We start from the raw sequence: 23,390 nt of genomic DNA on the forward strand, positions 1-23,390 counted from the left end.
CAATCAGCATGAACAGAAGCGACTCTTTACTTTTCCTGGTCGCCAGCCGGTCAGTAGCATCGGCAAACGCAATGAATTGCGACCAGGTGTAGTTCAGGATGTCGTCGTAGCGGTGCCCGGCACTGATGAGTTGCTGGAATTTATCCGACCAAGCATGCTGGTCAGCAGTGTGTTTTCTTTGATCGTCTTGCCTGTTGTGTTTAACGCTTCGATCAGTTTTGGCAAGACGCGTTGGACGAAAAAATCCAGATTGACCTCTAATAGCATCGTCAGTAGTGCAACGGCATCGTCGATATCCAGTTGATCGATCCAGGCACGCGGTCTGTCAGCTAGCACGGCCATGAGCTTCAGACAATCATCCGAGTACAGCATCAGCATGCTGCTGATATCTAATGGAGAGTTCTTATCGCGGTTCAGCAGCATGTGCGCCATCGGCTGCACAGCGTCTAACACTAAGGGCAATTTGCCGATTTTGAATTGCTGGATGTGAATTTCTTCACCGTTAATAACGATGACATTCTTCTGTGGAATGACTTTTTGCAAGTCATCAGTAGATTCTTGCTGGGTGGGTGTCGTTGACATCTTCGCTCCTGGTGTATCGCTGAATGGATGTCACCCAGTGTACGGAGCGCATAAAAAAAGCCCCAGTTGAGGGGCTTCAGTGGGATGAGTATATGTAGGCGCGTTTATGTTTGTGCGACTTGGATGATCCGTCCAAACTGGCCGAGTTCGCCGTCAGCTGGTTTGCTGGAGTCAATCAAGACAGAGGATGAGATCGCCATGTCTGCAAACTTATCAGTGATCAGAGCAAAGTCTTTCAGCGGCTCTGGATTAACTTTATAGAGTTCAAGCACAACAGGCACGCCATCCTCGCCAAGATTAATGCCTTCGTAACGAATAAATATGTCCTCAAGCTGTTTAGTGAACATCGATACGCTCGCCAATGCGGCATGTGTATAGGCGGCCTTTAACGGCTGCGTCACACCAGTTATATCTTTAAACGTGATGGTACCGAAATCAGTATCTACATCATATTTGGCAGTATCCAGCGTCGCTGGTGTAGCTGCTGAATCAGTGATGACGACGGTCGATACCTTCGGATATTTCAGCGATACACGATCACCTGCAACGAGTTCAAGAGGCAAGGCTTCTCCGGTGACTGACCCGCTGGCAAGGATAGTCGATTTACCAGACAATGCCAGAGACAGATTTTCTTTGCTGATTTCTAAGAGCGTCAGATCCAGCGTCGCTTCTTTTCCGATAACGATACTTTTAACGGTAGATCGTTGACCCGAATATGATTCTTTTTGCTCGGCCTTGGTTACCTTCAGACCGAGTTTAGCTGCAGAGACATCGCCCAGCCAGCGCTGCGCTTTCGGCTTTCCTGCCGCGTCGCGGGATGCGATATACACTTTGCCTTGCCCTAAAAAATACTGTGTCATGTTGACTCCTGTGTTGAGTTACTGAGTGCTGCTGTAAAAAAGCCGAATTACGCTTTCTTACCTTCGCGCTTGGTTTCCGGTACCTGATCAGCCTGCAGATCAGCAATTTTGTTATCGACCAGCCAGTCGGCATCTGCCTGGGAGACGCTCAATACACTGTCGACTTTGTATTTAACGCCTTCGTGCGTATGTTCTTTTTTCAGTTTGACGTTTTGATTGCTCATGATTTTCCTATCACAAAGGTTGTTTTAAAGGCGAATGGATAATAGGCAAAGCCGTTGTCATAGCCGACTTTGGGCGCGTTGATACGACGTAGTGTTGAAAAACTCTTGTTCGGTGGTTGCCATCCACTGAGCGATTTCAGCAACTGAGTGATCAGTGGTCCTGCGATCTTGCGATTGCCTTTTCCGGTCGTCGGTGTTCCTGCAAATTTAACGACCAGCACTACCATCCAGTGTTGTGTCACGACCTGGGATGCGCCCGTGCTGCCCTGACTCTGACTGCCTTCACCGATCTGGTCACCGATATAAATCACATGCGCTGCTGGTGCGACTTGCCGAGCATCCTGGACACTGGCCAAGTCTGTGGCGGTCATAACGGCACGTAAGCCAGTCATGTCGGTTTTCAGGCGATCAACCAGTACGTCTTCCAGTTGCAGATAATCAGTAGAATCAATCACCATCTGCTCCTGTCGCCAAAATCGTTACGCCCCTGACTGATCTGCACGGTGTCGACCGCTGTCGTTTTCACGCCTGCGCTATCGAGGCCTAGCGATGCCTGGCCTCGACTGATCGAGCGTAATAGTTTTGTTTGCTCAGCATAGCGACGTGCAACAGGATGATCGTTGTTGACATCGCCACAAAGGTAATAGCGGGTGATATCCATCGCGATCCGGCGCAACACCTCAGGAACAGAAGACAACGGTAGTGGGTAGCGCCCCTCGAGCCAGATGTTGATCTCTGCTTGTGCCGTTGTGATTGCGGTATTTAATACTGCATCGTCAATCACCCCGGTATTTGCACGATCAGTGACCTGGATAAGCTCAGGTTCACCGAAGGTCGTGATCATGTCATTTTTAGTGCAATACATCATGGCTCAGGGGCTTCCGCTTATTTTTTACCGGAGGATGCTGGTTTCTTTGCGTTGTTTTGCGTGTCGTCGGTTTCAGTACTGACCACTTCGTCGACTTCCGCTTCATAGCTCACCAGCGCTGATTCGCCCTGGATCGCGTCGCGCACTTCTTTTTTAATCCCATCCAGCGGAATATCTGTGGGGTCAGAAGTGAATTGATAACCGGCGCGACGAAACGAGCCGGACTTGGCTACGACGCGCAGAACTTTGATTTTTGCCATTTGAAAACTCCTGATCAATAAAGGTGGCGATAACAACTCGTAGTGGGTGAAGCGCTGGGCTTCACCCGGATACAGCTAGCGGCTTAGGAGAGCCAAGGGGTGCAGAGAATCTGCGCGGTGTTTTGGTAAATGTTGCTTGAACCGTTGGCGTTTTTCTCAGCCTGCAGGATCTGCAGAGCAGTGCCTTCCAGATTTGGCGGTACCACCAGCGTGGTTGGGCGTACGCCAAGCGGTTTGCCGTTGTCACCTTTCAAAGACATCATGGCTGCACGCGCTGCACCGTATGTCGCTGGCGTTAATTCCTGTTTGGATGCATACGCCAGCTGCCACAAACCAAAGCCAACATTGCTGCGGGCGTCCACTCCGTAGATGTACTCTTTAGCGTTAAAGACGTTGTCGTCCGTTTCTTTATCCATGGCGACAAAGTTGTAATCCTTGCGCACCTGGTAGATGATCGGTTTAACGACTTTGCTGGTATCGAGCAAATACCATGCTGCACCAGAACCACCGCCGAAGTTGGATACCGAAGACGTGGAGCCATCTGCATTTAACACTGGATGATCGGTATCGAAGAAATACTGATTGTCGTAGCATAAGGACGCGAAGCCTTGCGCCAACAATGTAAAAATCATTTCGTCTGGGTGTTGCTTGGCATCTTGTGCCAGTTGCGCAAACAATGGCTTGAACAGGCCGTAGGTGTCGTCTTCAATCGTTTCCTTGGGAACGCCTACCGTGTTTTCCCAGGACAGGTTCTTGATTGAAAAATCATGCGTCATCAGGTTTTGGACGACACGGTCACCGATCCACTGACGGAAACGGGTGTTTTGACCCAGCCAAGGATAGACCTCTTTCGCCGTTGACGATGGCACCATCATGGCGATCTTGTCCCAGTCGATCTGGGTGTTATTGAACGTTTGCTGAAAAATCAGCTTGTATGCCTGAAACAGCGCATTTAAATTGCCTTGAGTAATAATCATGGATCACTCCGATATGGTTTGTTTGTAATGAACTGAATGCGTGAAACCGCGTTAAATCAATTCGTCTTAGAACTCGACCCAGACGCCACCGACGTCGACATCGCGGATTTTCCCGGCGACGGAACGTGTGTTCGTACCGCTGGTCTTAGCGACAGTAGAGTCGTCAACGATGTAGCAGTCGGACTGGATATCGCCCAGGGTGATCAGGTCAGCACCACCGGAATTAGAAAAGCGATAGACGTTTTCAGGGCCACGGAAAACACGCACCCGGATATCACCATCTGCACCGGCGGTGTTATCGGTGAATGCCTGTGCTACGCCAGCTGCCTTGAGACCGACAGCAGTTTTGCCTGCAATGGCCAGATTATTGGCAGGGTCGATAGCGACGATGGTGCCGCCGTAAATTTTTGCACCAGCCTTTACTGGGTGCTCATATACCGAGCCATCGCGACGGACGGTATTGCGGTCTGACATTGCTGCTGTCATGGGAAACTCCTTTATTGATAGAAATAAAAACTACTGTGCGTCCGCGTTTGAAACAGTCGCTTCGTCGGTTGCTTATTCAGCCAATGATTTTTTGTAGTCTTCTTTAGATAAACCGAGGGATTTACAGATAGCGATTTGCTCATCACTCAGCTCGGCATCAGGATCACTCACAGGCGCTTTGCCTTGCGTCTGCGTTTGTTTTAACGCGGCGATGGCTGGTGCACTGGCAACGAAGGCTTTCAGCGACGCCAAGTCTTTATTACCCAATTCACGCGCCCAGGATTCTTGTGCTGGCAGGAGGCGACCTTCTTTTAATGCTACCGTGACCACGTCATTGACTTCACCATTCTGGAACTTTGCGGTCAGTGCAGCGATCTGACTCTGCATCGCCGTCATCGCTTCAATCGGTACAAATTTGGCAGGGTCTGGATTACCTGCATTGGTAGCGTTGGCTGCTTTGAGGGAGACGATCTCGGCATCTTTTGCGGTCAGCTGGTCAGCCTTTGCTTTCAAACCCACGATCTCTGCATCTTTGGCATCGATCTGATCAGCTTTAGCTTTGAGTGCAGTGACTGCAGTCATGGCGTCGGTTTCAGAAGTTGTTTCTGGCAGGCCGAGTTTGGCCAGTAAGGCTTTCAATACAGGATTCATAGTTTCCTCGTTAGGTAGTTGCAGGGAGGTTTCGAGATTTTTCAGCGCAACTGCTTGCATGCCGTCCAGCGCTGGCGTATTGGTTAATGCGACATGCAGCATCTTGATGACTTCACCCGTGGTTTTGCTGTAAGAGAAAACCGGGCTGATGTATTTGTATTCTTTAGCGGCAATGAACGCTTTGGCTTTCTCTGTCCATTCGACGTTGATAGCAAACAAGCCAACACCTTCGCGCCATTCCATGTTTTTAAACCAGCCAGCAGCGGGCGCTGGCTGGCCATTGGCTTCGGCATTCAGCGTCTGATGTTCATAGTCGATGACCAGGCTATTGGCTGCGGATGAAGCGAGTTGGATTACTCTGGCGGCGACATCTGCGTTAATGAACCAGGCAGCTACGTCAGTCGGGCGACCATCCCTGGCGCGAAAGGCACCGGATGGCGTCAGCTGCAAACCTGCCGAGCTATCAGTTGATAACTCAAACGACAGTGCAGCGATAGCGATATGGGTAGATGGATTAGGCATGCCATCACTTTGCCGACTAAATCAGGTGGCAACGAGTGGATGCACTTCAGTGGGGTCGTGATGCTTCTGGCACCAGTAATATGCGTAAATCTGATCTGGCGAATCAGATCATCATCAGACTATGCGCTTTGCAGGTAATTTAACGCCTATTTAACGCTATCAATCATTGAACGATGCCCGAATCTATATGCATGGCAAATTAAATGGCGTGGCGGCGCTGATTTTATGATTGATTATCCGCTGATAATATCGTCCAGATAGTCTTGCATGACCTGAACAATTTCAGCCTCGGCTTGTTGCATCATACTGCCATCTGTTGCAACGGGCATAAAAGGCCGCGCAGGGATATTTCCCCATAAATGTGGAAACTGCTGCTTCGTCCCACCAAACTGCTGCATCGCTGCATAGACCATGCTGTTGCTAATCGTCACGGAATCAGCTGTAGCGACGTAACTGAATTGTCGTTGTAAGTCTCTGGACTGTCCGATCAGTGGCCGTTTATTGATTGCGCGAGTTTGCCCTTTCTTTGACAGTGTTCCATCTTTTTTATAGTTTCCACCTATCTTTTCTAGATACTGCAGTATCGTGGCTTCGCTGTTCGCGGCCCACGGTGTGCCATCAGGCGAAGCAGAATTGTCAAAGCTGCGCTTGCTTATCTCCGTAACGACTTCACCAATGGCTCGCATCGCTGGCTCGGTGTTGCCAGCCGCTGCCATGATGCGTTTTAGCATCGTTTGGATATTGCCGTCGTTGTAGGTGATTTCTAACATGACTTGCCTATTATTTGTGCTATATTGTCTATTAAGGGTGAATGATCGTCAGGCTGACTTAGCCTTGCGCAAGCATGATGAGCTAATACGGGTAGCCAACCGTGGATCAGTTACCCCACCTTTATTTAACACGTACAGCATTAACAGGAACTTGTTTTCTGTCATTCCTGAACAACGTTAAAAAATAATTCTTTAACTTGTCGTTGGTTCGCTTCAATACCGCCCTGTACTGAACGTCATTAAAGTATAAGTACATCAACCGTGTATCGCCTTGTTTATAAATTTCCGTCTCTTCGCTATCGATAATCTGTTGAACCTTCAGATAATCATCCAGCGTTATTTCTGGATGTTTAGCAATATGATCTGCAATTGAGACATCAGAAATAAGTACCGTCGCATTGTCTGATTGAATTAAATCCTGATCTGCTTTACTTAACACAGCAAACGGGAATTCTCCTTTGATTTCTCCGTTAAAGAAGCGCTTAAATAAGTTGCTGCGAATCAGATACTGCACATTCTCTTTAGCAATTTCCCTATCCCAGTTTTCTAACTTGTTACGCTGTACTCGCAAAAGTTGCGTTGCAGATGACTCTCCTGGTGCATACTCAAACCCGACATCGATGCCTTCAGTGTCTCCAGCTGGCGGCGCATTGGCAGGGCCACGACCATTGGCGACGGCACGCATAAATGCTGCTTTGGTTACTGGAATGACACGGCACTGACAGCCCCAGCCATTGGGCGGATAGTGTTGTTTCCAGAATGAATGATCTGGTGGTAGCGTTAAACCGTCCCAGCTTTGATGCAGCGGTCGGGGATAAACCACGCTGTCGCTATGCTTGTACTGCCAGTACGGCATGGCTTTTAACAGTTCCGGATCATTCAACTGCTGCCAGCGGCCAGCGGCGTAACTGGTGGACATATTGGTTTGGTAGATCACTTTGGTCCGCCATGCGGTACGTGCTGCCGATTCTTCACCAGTCCAACCCGTCCAACCATGTTTGGCGACGATCTGCTTAAAGTCTTTTCTGAATGCTTCTATGCCTGTGCCAGATTCAATCGCTTTGGTGATTGCGCCTCGTAGGTCTACCAACAAATCGGCACTTTGCGCACCGGCAACCATAAACGCCTTATCGTGCGCCTGGCGCATGATGTCATCCCACGCTTCACTCGGCAGATTCAGTTTGCGTTTAAAAAAAGCCAATTGCTCTGCAAACGGCTTATTCCAAGGTGGCAGTGCTTCGTAGACTGGCATGGCTACTGACCAGTTTTAACATCAAACATGCCTGCCAGCTGTGCCAGAGCGAAGCCCTGCGCCATCACTGACTGCAGATCGTCCAATGGCAAACCACTATACGCAGCCAATAGTTGATTTTGCAGCGTTGGCAGGTCTGGTGCCTCAGCAACCAGCTGCTGTACGTGGTCGACAACCTGCGACCAGGCATCATCATTTTCTTGTTCGGTGCGTTGTTGCAGCTGATCTTGTGGATTATCTTGCGCTTTTAACGCCACACGATTCACAGCGATGGCATCTGTTTTGATTGGTGTTTTCGTTGCTACCAGCACCGGCTCACCGTTTTGCGCAGCAGGAATAGAGAGCTTGCGCTGCGCCCAGGAAACTGGGATAGACATGCCGACATTCACGAGGTTAGGCAATGCTGCGGCAATTTGCTGGAAGTCTTCCTCTTCACGCACATCAAAAAAGAAATGCGGCATGCGGCGTGGGTCGTTGACTTGCTTACCGTTGAGCATTGCCAATGGATACAACAGATCACGTGTCAACGTTGCGGCCAATTGGCGTGCATCCGATGCCAGGATCTCGCGGCGCACCTCGTTATGTATTTTGCCGAGGGCATTAGTAGATGATTTACCATCGGCTTGACTAGTCAATGTCGCACCCAGAATCGCTTTAGACTCGGATTGCTCTGCCCAGGTGATCATCGCCTGGAAAGGATCATGCGTACCGACTGCTGCGTTTTGGAAGTCGATAGACATGCTGTCTGGGATGATGCCTGCTGCGGCGTGGCCTAACATCGTCACAGCGCGGAGCAGTGTCGCCTTTTCAGCATCGCCGGTTCCTGGTGGATATTTACCCAGGCGAATCGGCAGACCATGAATCTCCAGCAGCTCGGCCAAGTCTCTGACGGCATAGTTCTTAAACAAAAACGGCCATGCCAGCATTCGATGCAGGCCAGTCCGCGCCAATGGACCCGTTCTGGCGCGGTGTTTATGCACGATCCAGCCGAAAGGATTCAACGCTGCACCGTCAGATGAGTTATCGCGCAGGCGTAGCTCATTCTGATTAAAGCGACTAACGTTAAACCAACTCGGTGGACGATGAGTGATTTCTTTTGGTAGCCATTCACTTCCCAATATCTGCCACTCTATCTCCTGACATGAATAGCCATGGCCGATGCCATCCAGCGCATCAATCAGGATCGTATCCAGTGATGCAATATCCTGCACCATCTCCGTTAAATAGGCCGTGAGGCTCTTTTCTTCTGCACTGGGATTACGTGGTGGCCGTATTTCATAGTCGATAGACAGTATCGCGCCTTTACGCTTGCTCATTTCCGCATAGATATGAGCATCTTTTTCTTCCATATCTGCAAACAGCTCGGCCTGCGCTGTCAGGTTACCTTGTTCGGCCTGCTGCATGATCGATGCCAGACGTACTGGCGTTAAACCACGACTCGGATGATTGGCATACTCCATGTGCAGCTGCTGCAACTTTGCTGTTTGCGGTTCATGCAGGATCTCGCTTTGAATCGGCTTACCCCATTGATCAACTATATTTGCCATATTATTTCTCTCTACCAGGCACCATCGCCTGAATCTATGTCGTCATCATCTTGACTGCCTGATGCCTCATTGCGACCACGCTTACCAGCTGCCTCAAATTCAAATGACGCAAATCCAGTCGTCGCCAGCATCCACAGCATTTGCAGGGCATCTGGTCCATCATCGTGATCTGCTTTAGGAAAATGTCTAAGCTGATCAATCAGCGTCGATTGGCTGGTGTGTAAGCGAATCAGTCCATTGGCCATGTGCGGCTGCATTGATTCAATCCGGAGTATCTTGTCTGTTGATGGGATCAATGCCCGTGCTGGTACGGGTATCTTTCGCGCTGCAGAGCGCTTGACCAGTTCCGTTCGCATGAATTCCTGGAACTGGACGGATTCGACACCCCAGATCAAGCACCGATAGATTTTCTGATAGGCGATCACGTCTTCTATGATCTTGTCCGGTAGGCGCTTCTTGATGCTAGCTTCGACCACATCCAGCACGCCCGTCTCGCGGTTCATACCGCCGACCAGGATAGCGGAAGGGTCACGGCTGCGGCCTTGTTTGCCCAGTGATGGATCACATGCTCCAAAGAACAGCCATTCGGCAAGGCGATTTACCCAAAAGTGAATACAGTTGGCAAACGGTGCATCTTCGCCTGATACCGGGTCATTCTGTTGCTCAGAGTCGAATGCCTCTTTACCATCCCGCGCCCGTTTGATCATCAGCTTGTAAAAGCTGGTGCCACCCGGCCAACAAATCTTGGCACCTTTGTCCATGCCTGGATTCGCCCGGTAGAAGTCCAGCGCCTCTTGTTCGCCGTCGTTTAACAGTATTTCTGTCCACGTATCCCAAATGGCCATGTTCTCTGGCCACTGCTCAACTGCGCGAAATTTCTTGCCGCGCCAGAGCTTGTTATTGATCAGTCTGGACAGTACCGAGTCGTAGTGAAGAATGGTACCGATGATGAATACGTCCAAACTGTCATCGGCATAACCGAGCGACAGCAGACTTTTTAACACCCACGTCATCAGCTTGTCGCGCTGTTCCGGAGAGCGCACGTTTTCGTCATTCTCGAGATCGTCACCGATCACCAGATCCGGACGATATGGTCCATGACGGCGACCCCGTATCTTTTTACCTGAGCCGAATACTTCAACCTTAATATCGTTCCTGGTAACGATCACACCTACTTGCCATACACGGCCTTGGCCTGTCGCCTCCGGAAAGTCAATCAGTAGGCGCGGGTTAAACTCCAGCTCGGCTTTGATTGCTTCCAGCATTGGCAATGCCTGGTCAAGCGCATCCATGACGATCAGCGGGTATTTCTTGCGGCCTGTGACGATGCACCAGAGCGTTCCGATCTGAGTAATCAGCGTTGATTTAGCATGGCCACGCGGTGCAGCGACTGCATCGTGATCACCAATCTCGTTATCTACGACCTCCTGAAAGCGGTCGTACAGGTATTCATGTACCGTTGCTGGGGAATGCTTGATGTAGTGAGGGAAGTAAGTTTGCGCAAAGAAGCGAAAGGAACCCATTGCCTGCAGGCGTCGCTCACTAATTCTGGCCGGATCAGGATCAAAGCCATCACACTGCGATTCAATCGCCAGACGCATGCCTGCAGCCAGATCAGCGACCTGGTTGCGGAATTCCTTTTTTGTGAGCGCCGGGGTTTTCTTTGCCATACTTTACCCGTATGTTTTCGCCAATTCATCACCGAAAGGCTCCAGCACCTCCGTGAAGGCATTGGCATGTTGTGGGTAGTGGGTACGAATGAAACTAGCCAGCTTTTGCACGACTTCCATTGCTGTTGCCAGCTCAGATGTCTCAGGCAAGATGCGCTTGCTGGCACTGATCGTTTTATTGAATGCATCAGCAAGGCTGGCAAGTAATTGCACTTTTAACGCAGGTGCTATTTTGTCGTTACGCGTCAGCTCATCCATTGACGCCTGGTACTGCGTGACCAGTCCTGCCAGCATCTGACGACCAATGTCTTCAATGCTGCCGCCTGAGAGCAACTGCGCTGACTGTGCTTTGTCCCAGTTGTCACCACTCTCCGCAGACTGATTTTTCCAGCGGCTGGCCGTCCCATACGAAACACCACATTTCATCGCCGCCACTTCCAGTGACAGACGATCAAAGACGTAGGCACGTCGTACCTTATCGCGGGTTTCTTGTGGGTGTGCCATGTGTTACAGACCCAGCTTGATTTTTGCGAACGAGATACCGGCGGCAACGATACCGCCGGAAATTCCGCCAGCAACCGCGCCATGCACGGCAGCAGTCTTTTTCATCGTATCGATGCGCCCATCGAGAGCATCAACTTTCTTGTCGATTTTACGCAGCAGACGCAGCTCTTCACTGACTTCAGTATCGACGGTTTTGTTTTCTGGTGGAGTCATGGCTTATCTGCTTTCATATCAAGTTTGTCAAAAAGACGATCTACTTTTGCGGCAACAACATGGATGGCTTCCATCATCTCTGTGCGGCCATTGGTGACATCGGAACGTTGTGCAAAGTCACGCGCACACTGCAACTGGTAATCGTGGAGTTCCTTGGTCAGTGAGGATATCTTTGCCGCAGCAGCATCGATGTCCGCTTGCTGCCGCGTCATCCACTGCCGGATAAAAAACGCCAGGCAAATCAGTAGCAAGTTCAGAACGATCGAAAATATCTGTGCGCCGGTTAAATCAATTGTCATCGTTTCCCCCTACGTTCTTGACGAGACTGACAACTGATGCAGCGAACAAAACCCGGCATAGCCTTGCGACGTTTTAACGGTATGTTGTCACCACAGTCATCACAAAACTCAGCACTATCTGCGAGAGTTTTACCCGTTAAATTTGCCCGTCGCGCTTGTTCATTTAACGCACGTTCACGCTCTTGCTGCTCTAATTCTGCTGCGTGGTCAAAAACATCAGTCATGTTGTCCAGCTCCAGATGGCAGATGCCAGGCGATTAATGCGTCGAGCCTGGCTTTACAGGTGCTGTATTGGGTGATGACGATGTTTGCCCAGGTGGCGATGTCAGTGTCGGTGGCTGCTTCGTCTTCGATGTTGGTATCGCTGGCAATGGTTCCACTGGCCGCAACAGGCTCGCTGACGGGCGTGGGCATGCTTGCAGTTGTACTTCTTTCGGCGGTACGGTTGTTGAGCATGCTGACAGTGCGCTGATTAAGACAAGCGCGGCCAGTCGTGTTGCGGTGGATTTCACGTTGCATCTCCGATTGTGTGATGGTTAAACGTTGTGCCGTTATATCCAGCTTTGTCTGCAATGCATCAGACCTGGCATTGGCTATCTGAATGCGGTTCAGAGCTGCTGCATTGGTTGATTCGATGTCAGTGCTACGCTGCAGTTCTAACGACTTGATTGTGGTTCGTGCATCTGCAAGCTCAGCGACATAAAACCCGTGCGTCATTAAAATTCCTATGACGAGGCCGATCAGCATGAAAATCGTTGCGGCGACTTTGTCGAATACGGAGATCATTGTTCACTCACTGTTCTGCCCCACGTTGCATATCGCTGTTGCAGGCGATTGAGGATGCGTTGTGGATAGCCTACGTTTTCAGGGCAATGGATTTTGCTGCGCCGGGCATTGCCGCAGGCGGTATCGATGGCGGCGTGATTTAACGCTGGCGTGACAGTAGCCGCTTCTTTTTGCCAATGCCCCAGACCGCCGTTGTAAGAGCGTAAGGTCGCCCACCACTTGTCGTACTCAGTATTGCCAGCAACCCGCTGGTATAGCCAGTAGTCATACCCGACCAGGGCGCGTAGTGACCATATTGGGTTGGTTGGCTGGCAATCGACAGCAGATAGTTTATTGAGGCTGCACCACCACTGTGCCGTTGCTGGCATAAATTGCGCCATACCTTTGGCTCCGACAGGCGACATTGCAGTGGGATTCCAGCCGCTCTCCTGGTGTAACTGGGCTGCAAAGACAGGAACCGGTGCATCCAGCCCAAACGTCTGCCGTGCAATACGCGTTAAATCGCCCCGGTGTTGATGCGCCGCCGTTGGTATATCGGCTGCTTTTGCAACGCTACACACGATTGCAAGCACCGCAAGGACAATAGCGATGATAGGCAGCAAATACGCTGTCAGGAGGTGCTTCATTTACGCACCCAGGCCAACAGCAATCATAGCCGCCGCCACGATGACAGCACGTCGTAGCATTGATGCAGCGAGCAGCAGATCGTTTTGCAGGAACGTTTCTAACTCGAATTGCAGCGGTGCGTCTTCTACTTCGACGGTGTTTTCAATCTCTTCCAGATCTGTGGCCATGAATGAGTCAGGGCGAGCATACGGAAACAAACTACGATCCAGCCAGTAACCAACCACACCAGCAATGGCGATCAGGTTGATTTTGTAAAGTGAGACGGGGATTTGTTGCGGTGACAGCGCTAAGATCAGCAGCGACAGCACCAGCGCGCCTAGCAGCCAGTCGGTCATGCGGGGGAGAGTTTTCATAGCAATCCTTGGTATTGGTTGAAGTCAATGTCTGACGTACCAAGGATATGTATTTACTACTGTAGCAACAGTTGGATGGTGTTCATGGGAATAACAAAGGCCGCTTGAAGCGGCCTTTGTTAGTTACTCATTAAACTCTGTTTTTCTCTTTGAAGCCGATCAATCTCATTTTTTTGAATGATTATTTTATTGTTATAACTGCCTGCTACTGCATTCATCTCAGAACTGATACTTTGCTCATAGACTGCACCAGCCAGATTATTATTCGCTGATCGTTTCTTATTTTTCAATGCTTGAAGCTCTGATTCCATTTGGCTACTCAGCATTCTTAATTTTATCTGTGCACTATCAATGTCTTCATCCAACTGTCTGATCTTCACCCGATTATCAAGGCGCTGACGAACTTTCTCATTTGATTGTATCCGATCTCTATCATTCTGAATTACCTGCATTTCGGCATCACTGCCTGATCCACTTGGAGGCGAGACTTTAACATCGATAGATTTTCCCTCACCTGGACAGGCTTTATCTGAAAAACTGACCTTGCCATCAATAACGCATCGATATACTTCCGCATTCGCTAAATTACACAGCAAAAAACCTATCGCAATGACGGTAATCTTTTTCATTATTTGCCCTTGGTTAGTGATGGGATATCACTCGCTTTTATGCACTCATTTTTAACTGATTGCTCTAAAAATTTGTTTCTCTCACTCATACATTCGATCTGGCTTGTGATTGACCCTATATTGCATGAGTCGCCCCGCATGATGAAAGCTGCAGAATCGACGGCAACAAATGCTTGATATCCACCGTATGCACCAAAGCCATTTTTTGCATTTACTTCTCCGCATAGCGCGGTTTTAGCCTTATTTAACTTTAAGTCTCTGAATTTTGCTGATTCAGGGTCTTTTAAGTTACGGGTAACATTTTGTTTGAAGCCTTCTATCTTTTTGCTTTCCGTCACGGTGCGAACAATAAAAAATCCGGCAGTAGCCACGGCAATAACGACAGAACCAATAATCAGCTTATTCATATCATCCTTACGGTTAAAACAGACTGACCTGTAACTCTTTGTTCATATCTGTCGTTTTCAAAATCTCTCTTATCCAGCGGTCAGAAATTTCATATTCTTTGACCAGCTCTGCAATACTAGTGCCATTATTATAACTGGCGACGATTCTTTTATTTCTTTTTGCAATGAAATGGTTGTGTAGGTTTGGAATGTATAAACGCTCACCACCAAATTGAATACTGAGCCGCTTTGCGTTTTCATGTCCAATGACTTCAGCAATACGTGCAAACGCTTGTTCGCCGCGCCCGACTTCTTTTTTTGGGAATTCAACTGTCATTCCCCCAAAGTTTTTGGCGTCCATCATCCGTAGCGCAGCCGCTTCACCAATCGTCTCTATCAATACTTTAACGGTGCTATCAGGTGTCGATGTCATGCTTCAGCCCTCCCGTTTCTCTTTGCGTCATAGCTCAGTGCAGCAACAATTTTCATTAACTGATCTGGCTTACACCAATCAATCCGGTCTACTTTGCAAATACGTTTCGCCATCGCGTCTGCATACACCCAAGGGCGTCCGGCCTCCGCCAGCTGTGCTTCTATTTTTCCGATTAATGCCTGGCGATCTGGAGTGACTTTAGGAGCGCTGCGGCCAGCGGATTTTGCTTTGACCTTGAAGCCAATTTTCTTAAAGTGATCCAGAAGTGCCTTGCGACCTTGCCATGTCAGTTCTTTGGATGATGTTTTACCAGTGACCTGCATCAGGATTGCGCGATAGGCGTCGTCATCCAGTGCCAGCTGTACTTTGGCGATGTGGATTTGCGCCAGCTCTGCTTTGCGTAATTGATCTGCTGTTTTTGGTATCACTTGTTGTCCTCGGCTGCTCATCAGTACTGGACAACCACGTCCAGCAGACCAAACGGCTTATGCCGTCTGGTTTCGCTCAGGCTGCAAGTTCTGTGGTGTCCTCCGTACTCTCTGGAGCAACTTGCACTGATTCGCAAACCTTGCACAGATGGTTGATCGCCGCTTTTCCACTTGGCCAGTCGCAAGAAAAATAGGTGATTGTTTTATTCCAAAACGGGTCTTTGGCAACATGCCGCTTACCCAGCATCTTTTCCGCTTCTTTTCGTTTCGCCGGACTCCATAGCGCTCGTACCGCTTTACGCAGAAATTTTTGCTCTGGAAATTCCTTTTCGTTACTGAACCACTCACCTCGCCATTCACCATTGATATAAGTAGCTACGCGATAGCTCAAAGCTTTAGAACGTTCAACACGTAGGGTTATGGCGTACCCGTCACAAATCAATTTCACGTCCGCCCAAGGGCTATTCAGCTTCAATGCCAGTTCATCTTTCTGTTCTTTAGTGAGTTTCATCTTGTATCCTCTCCGGCTGCTCATCAGTACCAGGCAACCACGCCTGGCAGACCAAACGGCTTGCACCGTCTGGTTTCGCTTATGTCGCTTTATTTGTTGACCAGATCTTTGAACGACTTGGCCGGGCTAAATTTCGGCGCACGTTTCGCTGGAATTTCAATGTCTTCACCCGTTTTAGGATTACGACCTGTACGCGCTGCGCGTTCTGTTGCGCTGAATTTGCCAAGATCGGTAATCGTGATTTCATTACCAGCGGCGACGGTGTCTTTCACAGTCGCCACCAGTTCGTTCAGGATTGATTCCGCTTGTGCTTTGGTGACATCTGCTGATTCTGCGAGGTGTTTAACGAGTTCTGCTTTGTTCATGATTGCTCCGTAAAAATTGAATTGAATGAGAAGTAACCCGTACGTGGGTCAGGCGGCACACTCACAAAGGAAAAGGTGACCTCTGCGCATGCTGTAGCTGTTATCCGCGACCTGCTACTGCGCGTGGCTAACAACTAAACTGAGGCGAAATCCATGCTGATGGCATCGTATTGATCTGTGCCGTCGCGGCGTTGATAGAAGCGGACATACTGCTTGCTACCCACAACCTGGACAGACTCACCAATGGCAACCATCGCGCGCTGCCAGCGTTCGTCTTGTATGTCCAGGCGGCGCAGGCCGAGAATGCGGCCGTGGTTCAGGTTGCCTTCTTTATCTGTTTTGAATGCGTCCTGGACGAGGACTTGAATCTCAGGGCTAGAGCCTTGACTCCATTCCTTAATGCACTCATCGATCAGCTCTTTTGCGGCCTGTAAGCGTTCGTCAAACTGGATGTTTTCGGAGACGGCAAACTGCACTTTGTATTTGCCGTCGAACGAAAACAGCGTGACGTTGCCTTTTTTCCCGCCCAGCTTGACGTCGTATTGCTCGACACTCAGATCGATAAAGGCGTTGATGTTGTTGAATGTGGCTGTCTTAAAGTCGGCAAGCGTCTTGTTGACGGCGGCGGCTTTATTGATCAGTTCACGTACCAGCGTGTCACGTTCACGGTCTATCGGTTTAATTAAGGCTTCTGGTATCAGGCGGCCTTGTGCGTCTTGCTGGTATCCAGCCGGGATGGTTTGGTCTTTCATGTGTTCTCCGTTGTGTTAAATGGGTGGTTAAATTTGTTCTTCGGCAGCTTTCGCCTGCTGTAATGCCTGGATCATGGTTGCGCCACGTCCGGATGGAAAATCCTCATCGTCTGAAATTGTCCAGACCTGATAGAATTTTTCAGGTGACGCACCGTGTCTGGGTTCGTACCACAACTCAATGCGCAGGCGGTCTTGGTTCAGCATCCACTCCAGCATGTCAATGGCTTCAGTCTTACCAAGTGCCTTCAACTCTTTTTTTACAGGGTCGTCAATTTTTGCCATGACTCGTCCGTTAAACCTGTGCTGCAGCCAGTCGGCCTGCATATTCGTAAGCGGCGGCATAATCGCCACGCAATGTCAGGTCGATGACGTTGGCTTTCATGTAACCGCGCCACTCATCTGCGCTCAGGCTTGTTTGTAAGAAGCCAAATACATCAAATGGCGCAGCCTGATTTAACGCTGGCGTTACAGTTGGTGTCGGCGTCACTGGTTTTTGTGCTGCAGTTTCTTCCTTGGCTTTCTCGACTGGCTTTCTGGCCACCTCAGCTTTTTGTTTTAATGGCGTTGTACGTTCACCAGGTGTTCCGATGGCATACCATTGCCCGTCTCTCACGACCTCACCCATGCGTATGTGATTGGCTAAATACGCTTGTGGTGAGGTCGATGGGTACTTCAGTCCCATCGCTTCACACAAGTCTTTTAGAAATACTTTCCCAGGGGCGTTACGTAGGAACTCAATTCCTTTCTGCGTCTTTGAGAGTGGTTTTTCTTCTGACGTAGTCACTGGCGCTGCGCCTTGTGCGGTAACTAGTGGGGTAACAGGTGCGCGAGTCATCTGTGTCGGTGCCGACCAATTCAACACACCAGGCGGCAGCGAGTACGTCGTCATTGGCAACTTGTTTGGGGCAACACCTGGCTGACCGATGACTTTGCCCTCTTTGGCCAATACGGTCAGTGTGTTTTCAACGACATCGATGTCGATGTCTAACAGATCGGCGATCTGTACTGGCCGTAACGATGGCTTCTGTTTTAACAGGTCAGTTATTTTTTCTGCATGGCTTGACATAGTTTCTCCGGATTAGTGAAGTTGCTGATTGTGGTTAGTAATGACCTTGACCTTTTTTTCAATGAAGTCATCCAGAATTGCTTTAATTTGAATTGCGTCTTTTCTCATGTGAGCGGAAACAAGTTGCGCCATCCATGTCCCCAAATCCATGACAATCGCTTCAAATTTGTTACGCTCTTGCAGGCATTGCGCTAAAACCTGCGCCATGTCGTCGTGACTTGGCGTTTCGCCTGCACTTAACTGCGCTTCCATTGTGTCCATCGGTGTCGGCATCTCAGTTACCTCCTAACTTCACCATGCTGCTGCGCAGTTGCTGGCGGCGTATCATCAGACCGACACGATTACGCTGAGCGTTCGCCTGTGCTTCTTTCAATGCTTCTTCATAGAAATCAAGTTCATGGTTTAACGCGTGATACTTGCGATCAATGCGCCAGATCTGAATTGCTGTCGTGACGCGTTTAACGCTGCTCACCAACTCATTCAGTACGATGTGGTTATGAACAATCGCATTCAGTTTTGAGAGCTTCATACTTCCTCCGCCACGTTGTTTAATCCGAGTACATCTTTCATTTCACGGATGCTGAGACCGCTTTCTTCGTGCGCGCTAATCAGCATGGACGCACCAACGGGCAAACGGCCATGTCGGATTTTGCTGATAACGGGTGGCGCTACTTCAAGTACGCGTGACAGTGCCGCATCGTTTTTTAATTCCATCGTCTGAATCAACAGATCGATAAAAGCGTTGTTGCGTTTCGCTTGTTCTGTATTGACTGGTTTCATGCTGCCTCCTGATTTGTTTGGTCTGCGATCTGTGGTGCGCCAACTTCTGGCAGTGGCAGGGTTACTTTGTCGATGATTCCTGCTTGCTGGACTGGCTCGGTTGGAACACGTTTTAACGATTTCTTCAGCGTTATTACTTCTATCTGCTTCGGCTTGTGGCTGCACTTTTGGCAGGCTTGCCAGTTCATCATCTGACGCGGGTTGTGTGTCGGAGCCGAACACAAAGCGCTCTCCCGGCAAAACTCAATGCGTACAGCGTTACCGTTAAAAGGGCATTCCACGTTTTCAAATGTCCGGCGGTATTCCTGTTCGATTGACGCAGTGCTGGCTGCACCGGAGCCGTATGCTCCAAGGCCATTCATGACGCATGAAAGACGTGATCGTTTGATCCCCATTTTTCTCGCAACATCAGCCTTTGTGCTGTTAGCCACTTCGCGTTGCAGTCCTTGAAACCAGTCGCTATTCATGTATTCACAAATCTTCATCTTCAGCTCCTTTTTCTTCTACCCACATCACTTCATTTCTGTTGGGGTCATAGACCTGTTTTGTGCGCTGTATCATCGGTGCGCGTGAACCGGTATCCATTTCTGGCCGGAAGCGATACCGTGCTGGCTGCGCACGTCGTCCGAGTACAGCTGGTTTAACGCATTCGAGATACTTTGCTCCGGCTAACATAAAGACGTAGCTCTTGGCGGTTTCTTCAGATACTTCCTGGCTGTTGGTGCTGGAAAACGATGCAAGCTCACGGTAGTTGAATGTCTGCCCCTTTAACACTCGGCGCAGCGTTCCCCACATCGCCTCGTTGACGCCGCCGTGTGTAACGACGACACCATTTTTTGATACGCGTGGCGCTTCGATCCCGTTGTCTTTGATCAGGGAATACACATTGCGCTTGCACATCGTTCCAACAGGTTCACTGTCAATGACTGCGATAAAACCCGCCTTAAGAAGGGCTTTGACGTAGTCTTTGACTGTGTCTTCCGAGACCTTGCAGCCTCTAACGATCTGAACCTGTGTGAAACGGTCTGCATTCGTGCGCATTTGTTCCCACACCTTTTGACGGGGTGATTTACCACCCTTGATTTCATGTTGAGCGGGTTGTCTGGCCATCGTTAAATCTTCCGTTTTGGGTGGGTTGCGGAAGGCAATGCAATTTTTTGCAATGCGGCCAGATTCAGGCTGTCCATACCCTGCGTTAAACAGCTTTCAAAGATCACGTTTAAGCACTTGACGACGGATGACACTGAGCCTTTTGAAAAGGCTGTCAGAGCAGCTATGGCATCAGGCGCGATGTCGATATTTGGGCAATAGATCGGAGCCAGTTTTTTTGCATCTTCGACAGTCACGTCCTGTGCCTCTGCCCATGCAGACACGCGTCGATAAAGCTGCTTGAATGCTGGTTTAGCGAGTTCGCCTGGCAGTTTCTCTTCACCTACAAGCAGAATTGGCGATTGAGTGCAATCGAAAATTGCGCGGGTGATCTGTGCCAGAACTGGTCTTTCAATAGCCCGGTTAAATTCGTCAATAATCAGGATGCGTTGAGACGCGGCCAGTTGCTGATTCACCATGTCAAACAGATCAGGGACACTGCAGCTGCGATCCCAGTCCACTTTCATTTCGTCCAGAATCTTTTGCAGGAAGGTCTTCTTCGTCCAGACTGGCTGCATTTGGACGAAGTAAGCGCGGGTTTCCATTGCCAGCACATTGCTGGAAAAAGTTTTACCCCATCCACTCGGCCCAAACAGGCAACCTATCCCATCCATACCGAAGCGGCGGTTTGTCAGTTGATCCAAGGTGGTCGCCACCAGATCAAATGTCGCGATAGCTGCAACACCTCCCTTTGGGCGATCTGCTGCTTGCTTGTTTTTTTGTTGGTTTGTACTCATAATTCAGTCTCTTTCTTTAGTTGTTCATAACCAGCACGGTTGCCGCCGTGCTGTTTTCTTGTCCAGTTTGTCCCTGGTGCCTTCTGTAAAACGTTCTGAATTCCGATGACATCTGATAGCTCTGATGCCAGTGTTTTAGTCTCGGTTCTATGTGTTCACCTCCCTCATTAAGTTGTTGATCTAATGTCAGCCATTTGGAAAACCGTGCCTGCGGTGTTTCAGGTATGGCGACCACATTGCTGGCTGGCGTGTCGTGTGGTTCTTCGATTGGCGCTGCTTTCGGTGTCCATTCCACATCGGTGACTTGACGCGATACGACCTGCAGCATTTGCTCTGCATCACGTTCCAGCGCCCATTTGGCACGTAGTTGTTCGATGTCGGCCTGAATGCTGATGCCTTGGCTGACTTCCAGCGCTGGCATGCCTTCACGCTCTGCGCGGACTTCTTCCAGCTTCACTTCCAGGCGACGTTCGCGGCCAGCTGCACGTTTGTCTCGAGAACGCTCAACGAATGATTGCGGCATGTAGTCAACCTTGTTGCCGTCCAGCTCTGCAGTGCAGATCAGGCGGCCATCGTCGGCATAAATCCAAACCAGATGCGGATCATGCAGGTCATAGCCGACGCGAACCTCCGTGCCGTGAAACTCTTCTAACGCGTTGCTGTAGTAGCGGTTGGTGAATAGCTCGATTTCACAGCGACGGACGCTGCGTATGACCTGTGGCCGGAACAGTGGTCGCGCTTCATCCTCAGTGATGCGGTGTGCGCTAAAACCGTTTTCTTCGGCAAGTTGCCATGCTTCGTCCGGACTCATGTGACGGCGACGGCCTGTCGTCGGGTCAATGATCTTTGGCAGCGATGAATGTGGCGTGGCGTTATACTCTTCTACTTTTTCTTTGCAAAAGGGGATGAATAAGTCCCAAGGCATCAGTGGCATGACAGTTGTTTCTTCCGCTTTTTTAGCGATTGCCTGGCGCGACAGTTTGAATACCTGCAGCTTGGCCTGACGATCCATGTCTTTACCGATATAGCCTGGTACTTCTTTAGCTGCCTTGACCCAAATAGATTGGTGCAGGCGCTCAATAACGCCACGGGCTTGCGATGAATAAGGCAGACTGTTCACCATTTCAGTACCGAGCCTGGCCATCAGTCCCGTTGCCGTGTCTGTCATCATCTGGTTTACGTAACCAGAACCGTTATCGACGTACAGAATCGCTGGCACACCACCAACTAAGGTGGAAACGCGCAACGCGTCTAATACAGCCAATGCGCTTTCTGCCAGATCAATCGACCAGCCGACGACACGACGAGTCGCTATATCAACGACACTGGTTATCTCAGGCCGAAATGGGCGGCCATGAAACGGGTGCTGCACTTCCGCATCAAAGGTGTGACCGTCGGCACTGTAGATGTCACTTGGCAGCAGCTTGTCAAAGGCGCGGCGCACAAAGCCTTTGATTGTTTTGAGTTCATGACTACCCATGCGACCTACCTGCACGGATACGGCACCGACTTTGGCGAGAAAACGGCGTACTTTGTGGATGCTCGGCAGATCGCCCTGGTAGCTTTGGCAGAACAGCTTGTATGCATGTTCGACTGTCGGCTTTTCAGGCCGCTGGTAATAAGACATGAAAGCCTTAGCCCATACGGGAACATTCATGTCGCGTTCACGTACTTTGGGTACGAGTGATGCAGTCTTCTGGTACTCAACAAAGCGGGTCAGGCTACGGTCTGATGGCAAACCATCGTCGCTGGAGCGGCCACGGCCATCCCTGGCGAGTTTCAACATGGCGACCAGTTGTGGGCTGGCATCGCCATTACGGGCGATATCAATCAAATATTTTGCCGCCCGTTTTAACGGATAGCCAGTGCGCTGCATAACAGCGTTTAACGCATCAAGTACACCTTTACGTGCGTCTGCCGTTAAATTCTGTGCTTCGGTGTGCGCAAGACTGGATTGCGGTGCAACAACAGGTATATTTTGCGGGGTAATTGTCGCTGCTAACTGTTTCGTCACGGCGCGGCGAATCAATTCCATGACTTCCGCTGGTGGCGTGTATTCGCGGCGTAGACCACCACGGCCTGATACTTCTGTGTAGTTCCAGTTTTGGCGATCTGCGAGTGCAATGATGCTGACCTTTGAAGTCGGCAATCCTGGTAAAAGCATTGCCGCAAGTTCAGCAGCGGTGTACTGAGACTTGACGATAACGGTACTCATCTGTCGCTCCCAAACAAAGCAAGCTCAGGTTGAGATACCTTGATGACGTTGTTACGTTGATAGCCTAGTTCAGAGAGCGTTCTGGTTAAAACAGAAACTGTCTTTTCAACATCATCACCATTCTGGTAAAACCGGGCCAGTAAAGCGATTGCTTCTGCAAAATTGGCTTGCACTTCAGCCAAATCAGTAACATTGGATTTTTTCCCTGATGGGATGTCTATGACAATCTTGTCGCCGTGGGCAGTGCAAAGATACTCACTGATATACGATGCTCCGCAAAATGTCTCAAACTGACGAATACGATTTAACGGCATGGAGCTGTCTGACATCCAGCGGTACAGCAGCTTGACATCAATCCCCATCAGATCTGCCAGCACTTTTGCTGGACGACGATGGTTTTCTGTTGCGTAGTCCAGGCACAGTTCAGTCGCATCACTGATACTTGTGGCCTTGATTGACTTCCATTTTCTTTTTCGCAACGACATTTT

Annotated in this window: 36 protein-coding genes, 2 other RNA genes and 1 pseudogene; all 39 read right to left on the minus strand. The window is 49.8% G+C overall.

Annotation, left to right across the window (positions count from 1 at the left end; translation table 11 throughout):
• Nucleotides 1-93: 93 nt before the first annotated feature.
• The 39 genes and pseudogenes from KDM87_RS14355 to KDM87_RS14545 all read right to left on the minus strand — a co-directional run bounded on the left by KDM87_RS14355 (nucleotide 94) and on the right by KDM87_RS14545 (nucleotide 23,387).
• Nucleotides 94-582, minus strand: coding sequence for a hypothetical protein (locus KDM87_RS14355; RefSeq protein WP_212679716.1), 489 nt, complete (start codon nucleotides 580-582; stop codon nucleotides 94-96).
• A 104-nt stretch (nucleotides 583-686) separates the two neighbouring features.
• The gene (locus KDM87_RS14360) at nucleotides 687-1,442 is read right to left on the minus strand and encodes a phage tail tube protein (RefSeq protein WP_212679717.1); all 756 of its coding nucleotides are present in this window, start codon (nucleotides 1,440-1,442) and stop codon (nucleotides 687-689) included.
• Nucleotides 1,443-1,489: 47 nt separating this feature from the next.
• Entirely contained in the window at nucleotides 1,490-1,666 is a 177-nt protein-coding gene (locus tag KDM87_RS14365; protein ID WP_212679718.1) for a DUF7210 family protein, read from the minus strand.
• Nucleotides 1,663-2,121, minus strand: a complete 459-nt coding sequence (locus tag KDM87_RS14370; protein WP_212679719.1) for a phage tail terminator protein — start codon at nucleotides 2,119-2,121, stop codon at nucleotides 1,663-1,665. The genes KDM87_RS14365 and KDM87_RS14370 overlap by 4 nt, the downstream gene beginning before the upstream one ends.
• Nucleotides 2,118-2,534 (minus strand): gp436 family protein, encoded by a 417-nt coding sequence (locus KDM87_RS14375; RefSeq protein ID WP_212679720.1) that lies wholly within the window; start codon nucleotides 2,532-2,534, stop codon nucleotides 2,118-2,120. The genes KDM87_RS14370 and KDM87_RS14375 overlap by 4 nt, the downstream gene beginning before the upstream one ends.
• A 17-nt stretch (nucleotides 2,535-2,551) precedes the next feature.
• Nucleotides 2,552-2,794: a hypothetical protein gene (locus KDM87_RS14380; RefSeq protein WP_212679721.1), complete on the minus strand. Its 243-nt coding sequence runs from the start codon at nucleotides 2,792-2,794 to the stop codon at nucleotides 2,552-2,554.
• An 83-nt stretch (nucleotides 2,795-2,877) separates the two neighbouring features.
• Nucleotides 2,878-3,771 (minus strand): Mu-like prophage major head subunit gpT family protein, encoded by an 894-nt coding sequence (locus KDM87_RS14385; protein WP_212679722.1) that lies wholly within the window; start codon nucleotides 3,769-3,771, stop codon nucleotides 2,878-2,880.
• A gap of 66 nt (nucleotides 3,772-3,837) precedes the next feature.
• Nucleotides 3,838-4,257, minus strand: coding sequence for a hypothetical protein (locus KDM87_RS14390; protein ID WP_212679723.1), 420 nt, complete (start codon nucleotides 4,255-4,257; stop codon nucleotides 3,838-3,840).
• A gap of 72 nt (nucleotides 4,258-4,329) precedes the next feature.
• Nucleotides 4,330-5,430, minus strand: a complete 1,101-nt coding sequence (locus KDM87_RS14395) for a phage protease (RefSeq protein WP_212679724.1) — start codon at nucleotides 5,428-5,430, stop codon at nucleotides 4,330-4,332.
• 233 nt (nucleotides 5,431-5,663) lie between these two features.
• Nucleotides 5,664-6,200 carry a phage virion morphogenesis protein gene (locus KDM87_RS14400; RefSeq protein ID WP_212679725.1) on the minus strand — a complete coding sequence of 179 codons (537 nt, stop codon included), beginning with the start codon at nucleotides 6,198-6,200 and terminating at the stop codon, nucleotides 5,664-5,666.
• A 121-nt stretch (nucleotides 6,201-6,321) separates the two neighbouring features.
• Nucleotides 6,322-7,401: a phage head morphogenesis protein gene (locus tag KDM87_RS14405; protein WP_230407797.1), complete on the minus strand. Its 1,080-nt coding sequence runs from the start codon at nucleotides 7,399-7,401 to the stop codon at nucleotides 6,322-6,324.
• A gap of 53 nt (nucleotides 7,402-7,454) precedes the next feature.
• Complete coding sequence (locus tag KDM87_RS14410; RefSeq protein WP_212679727.1) at nucleotides 7,455-8,999, minus strand: DUF935 domain-containing protein; 1,545 nt, start codon at nucleotides 8,997-8,999, stop codon at nucleotides 7,455-7,457.
• Between the two features lie 11 nt (nucleotides 9,000-9,010).
• Nucleotides 9,011-10,669 carry a phage terminase large subunit gene (gene terL / locus KDM87_RS14415; protein WP_212679728.1) on the minus strand — a complete coding sequence of 553 codons (1,659 nt, stop codon included), beginning with the start codon at nucleotides 10,667-10,669 and terminating at the stop codon, nucleotides 9,011-9,013.
• Nucleotides 10,670-10,672: 3 nt separating this feature from the next.
• Nucleotides 10,673-11,173, minus strand: coding sequence for a DUF1804 family protein (locus KDM87_RS14420; RefSeq protein WP_212679729.1), 501 nt, complete (start codon nucleotides 11,171-11,173; stop codon nucleotides 10,673-10,675).
• 3 nt (nucleotides 11,174-11,176) lie between these two features.
• Nucleotides 11,177-11,386 carry a hypothetical protein gene (locus tag KDM87_RS14425; protein WP_212679730.1) on the minus strand — a complete coding sequence of 70 codons (210 nt, stop codon included), beginning with the start codon at nucleotides 11,384-11,386 and terminating at the stop codon, nucleotides 11,177-11,179.
• On the minus strand, nucleotides 11,383-11,685 hold the full coding sequence (locus KDM87_RS14430; protein WP_212679731.1) for a hypothetical protein: 303 nt from the start codon (nucleotides 11,683-11,685) through the stop codon (nucleotides 11,383-11,385). Before KDM87_RS14430 ends, KDM87_RS14425 begins: the two co-directional genes overlap by 4 nt.
• Nucleotides 11,682-11,909 carry a TraR/DksA family transcriptional regulator gene (locus KDM87_RS14435; RefSeq protein WP_212679732.1) on the minus strand — a complete coding sequence of 76 codons (228 nt, stop codon included), beginning with the start codon at nucleotides 11,907-11,909 and terminating at the stop codon, nucleotides 11,682-11,684. Before KDM87_RS14435 ends, KDM87_RS14430 begins: the two co-directional genes overlap by 4 nt.
• Complete coding sequence (locus tag KDM87_RS14440) at nucleotides 11,902-12,471, minus strand: hypothetical protein (protein WP_212679733.1); 570 nt, start codon at nucleotides 12,469-12,471, stop codon at nucleotides 11,902-11,904. Before KDM87_RS14440 ends, KDM87_RS14435 begins: the two co-directional genes overlap by 8 nt.
• Nucleotides 12,468-13,097, minus strand: a complete 630-nt coding sequence (locus KDM87_RS14445) for a transglycosylase SLT domain-containing protein (protein WP_212679734.1) — start codon at nucleotides 13,095-13,097, stop codon at nucleotides 12,468-12,470. Before KDM87_RS14445 ends, KDM87_RS14440 begins: the two co-directional genes overlap by 4 nt.
• On the minus strand, nucleotides 13,098-13,451 hold the full coding sequence (locus KDM87_RS14450; RefSeq protein ID WP_212679735.1) for a putative holin: 354 nt from the start codon (nucleotides 13,449-13,451) through the stop codon (nucleotides 13,098-13,100). It abuts the gene before it with no gap.
• A 119-nt stretch (nucleotides 13,452-13,570) separates the two neighbouring features.
• On the minus strand, nucleotides 13,571-14,080 hold the full coding sequence (locus KDM87_RS14455) for a DUF4124 domain-containing protein (RefSeq protein ID WP_212679736.1): 510 nt from the start codon (nucleotides 14,078-14,080) through the stop codon (nucleotides 13,571-13,573).
• Nucleotides 14,080-14,487: a hypothetical protein gene (locus KDM87_RS14460; RefSeq protein WP_212679737.1), complete on the minus strand. Its 408-nt coding sequence runs from the start codon at nucleotides 14,485-14,487 to the stop codon at nucleotides 14,080-14,082. The genes KDM87_RS14455 and KDM87_RS14460 overlap by 1 nt, the downstream gene beginning before the upstream one ends.
• A gap of 13 nt (nucleotides 14,488-14,500) precedes the next feature.
• Nucleotides 14,501-14,899, minus strand: coding sequence for a Mor transcription activator family protein (locus tag KDM87_RS14465; protein WP_212679738.1), 399 nt, complete (start codon nucleotides 14,897-14,899; stop codon nucleotides 14,501-14,503).
• Nucleotides 14,896-15,348 (minus strand): gp16 family protein, encoded by a 453-nt coding sequence (locus KDM87_RS14470; protein ID WP_212679739.1) that lies wholly within the window; start codon nucleotides 15,346-15,348, stop codon nucleotides 14,896-14,898. Before KDM87_RS14470 ends, KDM87_RS14465 begins: the two co-directional genes overlap by 4 nt.
• An RNA gene (locus tag KDM87_RS14475) (hammerhead ribozyme type II) lies at nucleotides 15,335-15,405 on the minus strand. Before KDM87_RS14475 ends, KDM87_RS14470 begins: the two co-directional genes overlap by 14 nt.
• The gene (locus KDM87_RS14480) at nucleotides 15,404-15,838 is read right to left on the minus strand and encodes a hypothetical protein (RefSeq protein ID WP_212679740.1); all 435 of its coding nucleotides are present in this window, start codon (nucleotides 15,836-15,838) and stop codon (nucleotides 15,404-15,406) included. The genes KDM87_RS14475 and KDM87_RS14480 overlap by 2 nt, the downstream gene beginning before the upstream one ends.
• A 10-nt stretch (nucleotides 15,839-15,848) precedes the next feature.
• An RNA gene (locus KDM87_RS14485) (hammerhead ribozyme type II) lies at nucleotides 15,849-15,919 on the minus strand.
• A gap of 8 nt (nucleotides 15,920-15,927) precedes the next feature.
• Nucleotides 15,928-16,203, minus strand: coding sequence for an HU family DNA-binding protein (locus tag KDM87_RS14490; RefSeq protein WP_212679741.1), 276 nt, complete (start codon nucleotides 16,201-16,203; stop codon nucleotides 15,928-15,930).
• Between the two features lie 134 nt (nucleotides 16,204-16,337).
• The gene (locus tag KDM87_RS14495; protein WP_212679742.1) at nucleotides 16,338-16,955 is read right to left on the minus strand and encodes a DUF3164 family protein; all 618 of its coding nucleotides are present in this window, start codon (nucleotides 16,953-16,955) and stop codon (nucleotides 16,338-16,340) included.
• Between the two features lie 27 nt (nucleotides 16,956-16,982).
• A complete protein-coding gene (locus tag KDM87_RS14500) occupies nucleotides 16,983-17,237 on the minus strand; it encodes a hypothetical protein (RefSeq protein WP_212679743.1) in 255 nt (84 codons plus the stop codon).
• A 10-nt stretch (nucleotides 17,238-17,247) separates the two neighbouring features.
• Entirely contained in the window at nucleotides 17,248-18,021 is a 774-nt protein-coding gene (locus KDM87_RS14505; RefSeq protein WP_212679744.1) for a hypothetical protein, read from the minus strand.
• Nucleotides 18,022-18,033: 12 nt separating this feature from the next.
• Nucleotides 18,034-18,294: a hypothetical protein gene (locus KDM87_RS14510; protein WP_212679745.1), complete on the minus strand. Its 261-nt coding sequence runs from the start codon at nucleotides 18,292-18,294 to the stop codon at nucleotides 18,034-18,036.
• Between the two features lies 1 nt (nucleotide 18,295).
• Nucleotides 18,296-18,550: a hypothetical protein gene (locus KDM87_RS14515; protein WP_212679746.1), complete on the minus strand. Its 255-nt coding sequence runs from the start codon at nucleotides 18,548-18,550 to the stop codon at nucleotides 18,296-18,298.
• Nucleotides 18,551-18,573: 23 nt separating this feature from the next.
• Nucleotides 18,574-18,801: pseudogene (locus tag KDM87_RS14520) on the minus strand (hypothetical protein); the annotation flags it as partial.
• The gene (locus KDM87_RS14525; protein ID WP_230407798.1) at nucleotides 18,798-19,286 is read right to left on the minus strand and encodes a MarR family transcriptional regulator; all 489 of its coding nucleotides are present in this window, start codon (nucleotides 19,284-19,286) and stop codon (nucleotides 18,798-18,800) included. The pseudogene KDM87_RS14520 and the gene KDM87_RS14525, both read right to left, overlap by 4 nt.
• Nucleotides 19,273-19,911 carry a hypothetical protein gene (locus KDM87_RS14530; protein ID WP_212679748.1) on the minus strand — a complete coding sequence of 213 codons (639 nt, stop codon included), beginning with the start codon at nucleotides 19,909-19,911 and terminating at the stop codon, nucleotides 19,273-19,275. The genes KDM87_RS14525 and KDM87_RS14530 overlap by 14 nt, the downstream gene beginning before the upstream one ends.
• Before the next feature lie 2 nt (nucleotides 19,912-19,913).
• Nucleotides 19,914-20,687 (minus strand): AAA family ATPase, encoded by a 774-nt coding sequence (locus KDM87_RS14535; RefSeq protein ID WP_212679749.1) that lies wholly within the window; start codon nucleotides 20,685-20,687, stop codon nucleotides 19,914-19,916.
• 16 nt (nucleotides 20,688-20,703) lie between these two features.
• Nucleotides 20,704-22,902, minus strand: a complete 2,199-nt coding sequence (locus KDM87_RS14540; protein ID WP_212679750.1) for a Mu transposase C-terminal domain-containing protein — start codon at nucleotides 22,900-22,902, stop codon at nucleotides 20,704-20,706.
• On the minus strand, nucleotides 22,899-23,387 hold the full coding sequence (locus KDM87_RS14545; protein WP_230407799.1) for a hypothetical protein: 489 nt from the start codon (nucleotides 23,385-23,387) through the stop codon (nucleotides 22,899-22,901). Before KDM87_RS14545 ends, KDM87_RS14540 begins: the two co-directional genes overlap by 4 nt.
• Nucleotides 23,388-23,390 lie beyond the last annotated feature (3 nt).

It is taken from the genome of Cognatundibacterium rivi (genome assembly GCF_018139565.1).
GTDB lineage: Bacteria > Pseudomonadota > Gammaproteobacteria > Burkholderiales > Burkholderiaceae_D > Undibacterium > Undibacterium rivi.

Excerpts from the sequence above, each read along its gene's own strand:
- KDM87_RS14545 (WP_230407799.1), bottom strand. The coding sequence starts at position 23,387 with ATGTCGTTGCGAAAAAGAAAATGGAAGTCAATCAAGGCCACAAGTATC.
- KDM87_RS14450 (WP_212679735.1), bottom strand. The coding sequence starts at position 13,451 with ATGAAAACTCTCCCCCGCATGACCGACTGGCTGCTAGGCGCGCTGGTG.
- KDM87_RS14465 (WP_212679738.1), bottom strand. The coding sequence starts at position 14,899 with ATGACATCGACACCTGATAGCACCGTTAAAGTATTGATAGAGACGATT.
- KDM87_RS14425 (WP_212679730.1), bottom strand. The coding sequence starts at position 11,386 with ATGACTCCACCAGAAAACAAAACCGTCGATACTGAAGTCAGTGAAGAG.
- KDM87_RS14355 (WP_212679716.1), bottom strand. The coding sequence starts at position 582 with ATGTCAACGACACCCACCCAGCAAGAATCTACTGATGACTTGCAAAAA.
- KDM87_RS14390 (WP_212679723.1), bottom strand. The coding sequence starts at position 4,257 with ATGACAGCAGCAATGTCAGACCGCAATACCGTCCGTCGCGATGGCTCG.
- KDM87_RS14540 (WP_212679750.1), bottom strand. The coding sequence starts at position 22,902 with ATGAGTACCGTTATCGTCAAGTCTCAGTACACCGCTGCTGAACTTGCG.
- KDM87_RS14500 (WP_212679743.1), bottom strand. The coding sequence starts at position 17,237 with ATGGCAAAAATTGACGACCCTGTAAAAAAAGAGTTGAAGGCACTTGGT.
- KDM87_RS14505 (WP_212679744.1), bottom strand. The coding sequence starts at position 18,021 with ATGTCAAGCCATGCAGAAAAAATAACTGACCTGTTAAAACAGAAGCCA.
- KDM87_RS14365 (WP_212679718.1), bottom strand. The coding sequence starts at position 1,666 with ATGAGCAATCAAAACGTCAAACTGAAAAAAGAACATACGCACGAAGGC.
- KDM87_RS14400 (WP_212679725.1), bottom strand. The coding sequence starts at position 6,200 with ATGTTAGAAATCACCTACAACGACGGCAATATCCAAACGATGCTAAAA.
- KDM87_RS14430 (WP_212679731.1), bottom strand. The coding sequence starts at position 11,685 with ATGACAATTGATTTAACCGGCGCACAGATATTTTCGATCGTTCTGAAC.
- KDM87_RS14445 (WP_212679734.1), bottom strand. The coding sequence starts at position 13,097 with ATGAAGCACCTCCTGACAGCGTATTTGCTGCCTATCATCGCTATTGTC.
- KDM87_RS14515 (WP_212679746.1), bottom strand. The coding sequence starts at position 18,550 with ATGAAGCTCTCAAAACTGAATGCGATTGTTCATAACCACATCGTACTG.
- KDM87_RS14535 (WP_212679749.1), bottom strand. The coding sequence starts at position 20,687 with ATGAGTACAAACCAACAAAAAAACAAGCAAGCAGCAGATCGCCCAAAG.
- KDM87_RS14395 (WP_212679724.1), bottom strand. The coding sequence starts at position 5,430 with ATGCCTAATCCATCTACCCATATCGCTATCGCTGCACTGTCGTTTGAG.
- KDM87_RS14455 (WP_212679736.1), bottom strand. The coding sequence starts at position 14,080 with ATGAAAAAGATTACCGTCATTGCGATAGGTTTTTTGCTGTGTAATTTA.
- KDM87_RS14385 (WP_212679722.1), bottom strand. The coding sequence starts at position 3,771 with ATGATTATTACTCAAGGCAATTTAAATGCGCTGTTTCAGGCATACAAG.
- KDM87_RS14360 (WP_212679717.1), bottom strand. The coding sequence starts at position 1,442 with ATGACACAGTATTTTTTAGGGCAAGGCAAAGTGTATATCGCATCCCGC.
- KDM87_RS14495 (WP_212679742.1), bottom strand. The coding sequence starts at position 16,955 with ATGAAAGACCAAACCATCCCGGCTGGATACCAGCAAGACGCACAAGGC.
- KDM87_RS14470 (WP_212679739.1), bottom strand. The coding sequence starts at position 15,348 with ATGAGCAGCCGAGGACAACAAGTGATACCAAAAACAGCAGATCAATTA.
- KDM87_RS14380 (WP_212679721.1), bottom strand. The coding sequence starts at position 2,794 with ATGGCAAAAATCAAAGTTCTGCGCGTCGTAGCCAAGTCCGGCTCGTTT.
- KDM87_RS14530 (WP_212679748.1), bottom strand. The coding sequence starts at position 19,911 with ATGGCCAGACAACCCGCTCAACATGAAATCAAGGGTGGTAAATCACCC.
- KDM87_RS14490 (WP_212679741.1), bottom strand. The coding sequence starts at position 16,203 with ATGAACAAAGCAGAACTCGTTAAACACCTCGCAGAATCAGCAGATGTC.
- KDM87_RS14480 (WP_212679740.1), bottom strand. The coding sequence starts at position 15,838 with ATGAAACTCACTAAAGAACAGAAAGATGAACTGGCATTGAAGCTGAAT.
- KDM87_RS14375 (WP_212679720.1), bottom strand. The coding sequence starts at position 2,534 with ATGATGTATTGCACTAAAAATGACATGATCACGACCTTCGGTGAACCT.
- KDM87_RS14510 (WP_212679745.1), bottom strand. The coding sequence starts at position 18,294 with ATGCCGACACCGATGGACACAATGGAAGCGCAGTTAAGTGCAGGCGAA.
- KDM87_RS14420 (WP_212679729.1), bottom strand. The coding sequence starts at position 11,173 with ATGGCACACCCACAAGAAACCCGCGATAAGGTACGACGTGCCTACGTC.
- KDM87_RS14440 (WP_212679733.1), bottom strand. The coding sequence starts at position 12,471 with ATGATCTCCGTATTCGACAAAGTCGCCGCAACGATTTTCATGCTGATC.
- KDM87_RS14525 (WP_230407798.1), bottom strand. The coding sequence starts at position 19,286 with ATGAAGATTTGTGAATACATGAATAGCGACTGGTTTCAAGGACTGCAA.
- KDM87_RS14435 (WP_212679732.1), bottom strand. The coding sequence starts at position 11,909 with ATGACTGATGTTTTTGACCACGCAGCAGAATTAGAGCAGCAAGAGCGT.
- KDM87_RS14410 (WP_212679727.1), bottom strand. The coding sequence starts at position 8,999 with ATGGCAAATATAGTTGATCAATGGGGTAAGCCGATTCAAAGCGAGATC.
- KDM87_RS14460 (WP_212679737.1), bottom strand. The coding sequence starts at position 14,487 with ATGAATAAGCTGATTATTGGTTCTGTCGTTATTGCCGTGGCTACTGCC.
- terL (WP_212679728.1), bottom strand. The coding sequence starts at position 10,669 with ATGGCAAAGAAAACCCCGGCGCTCACAAAAAAGGAATTCCGCAACCAG.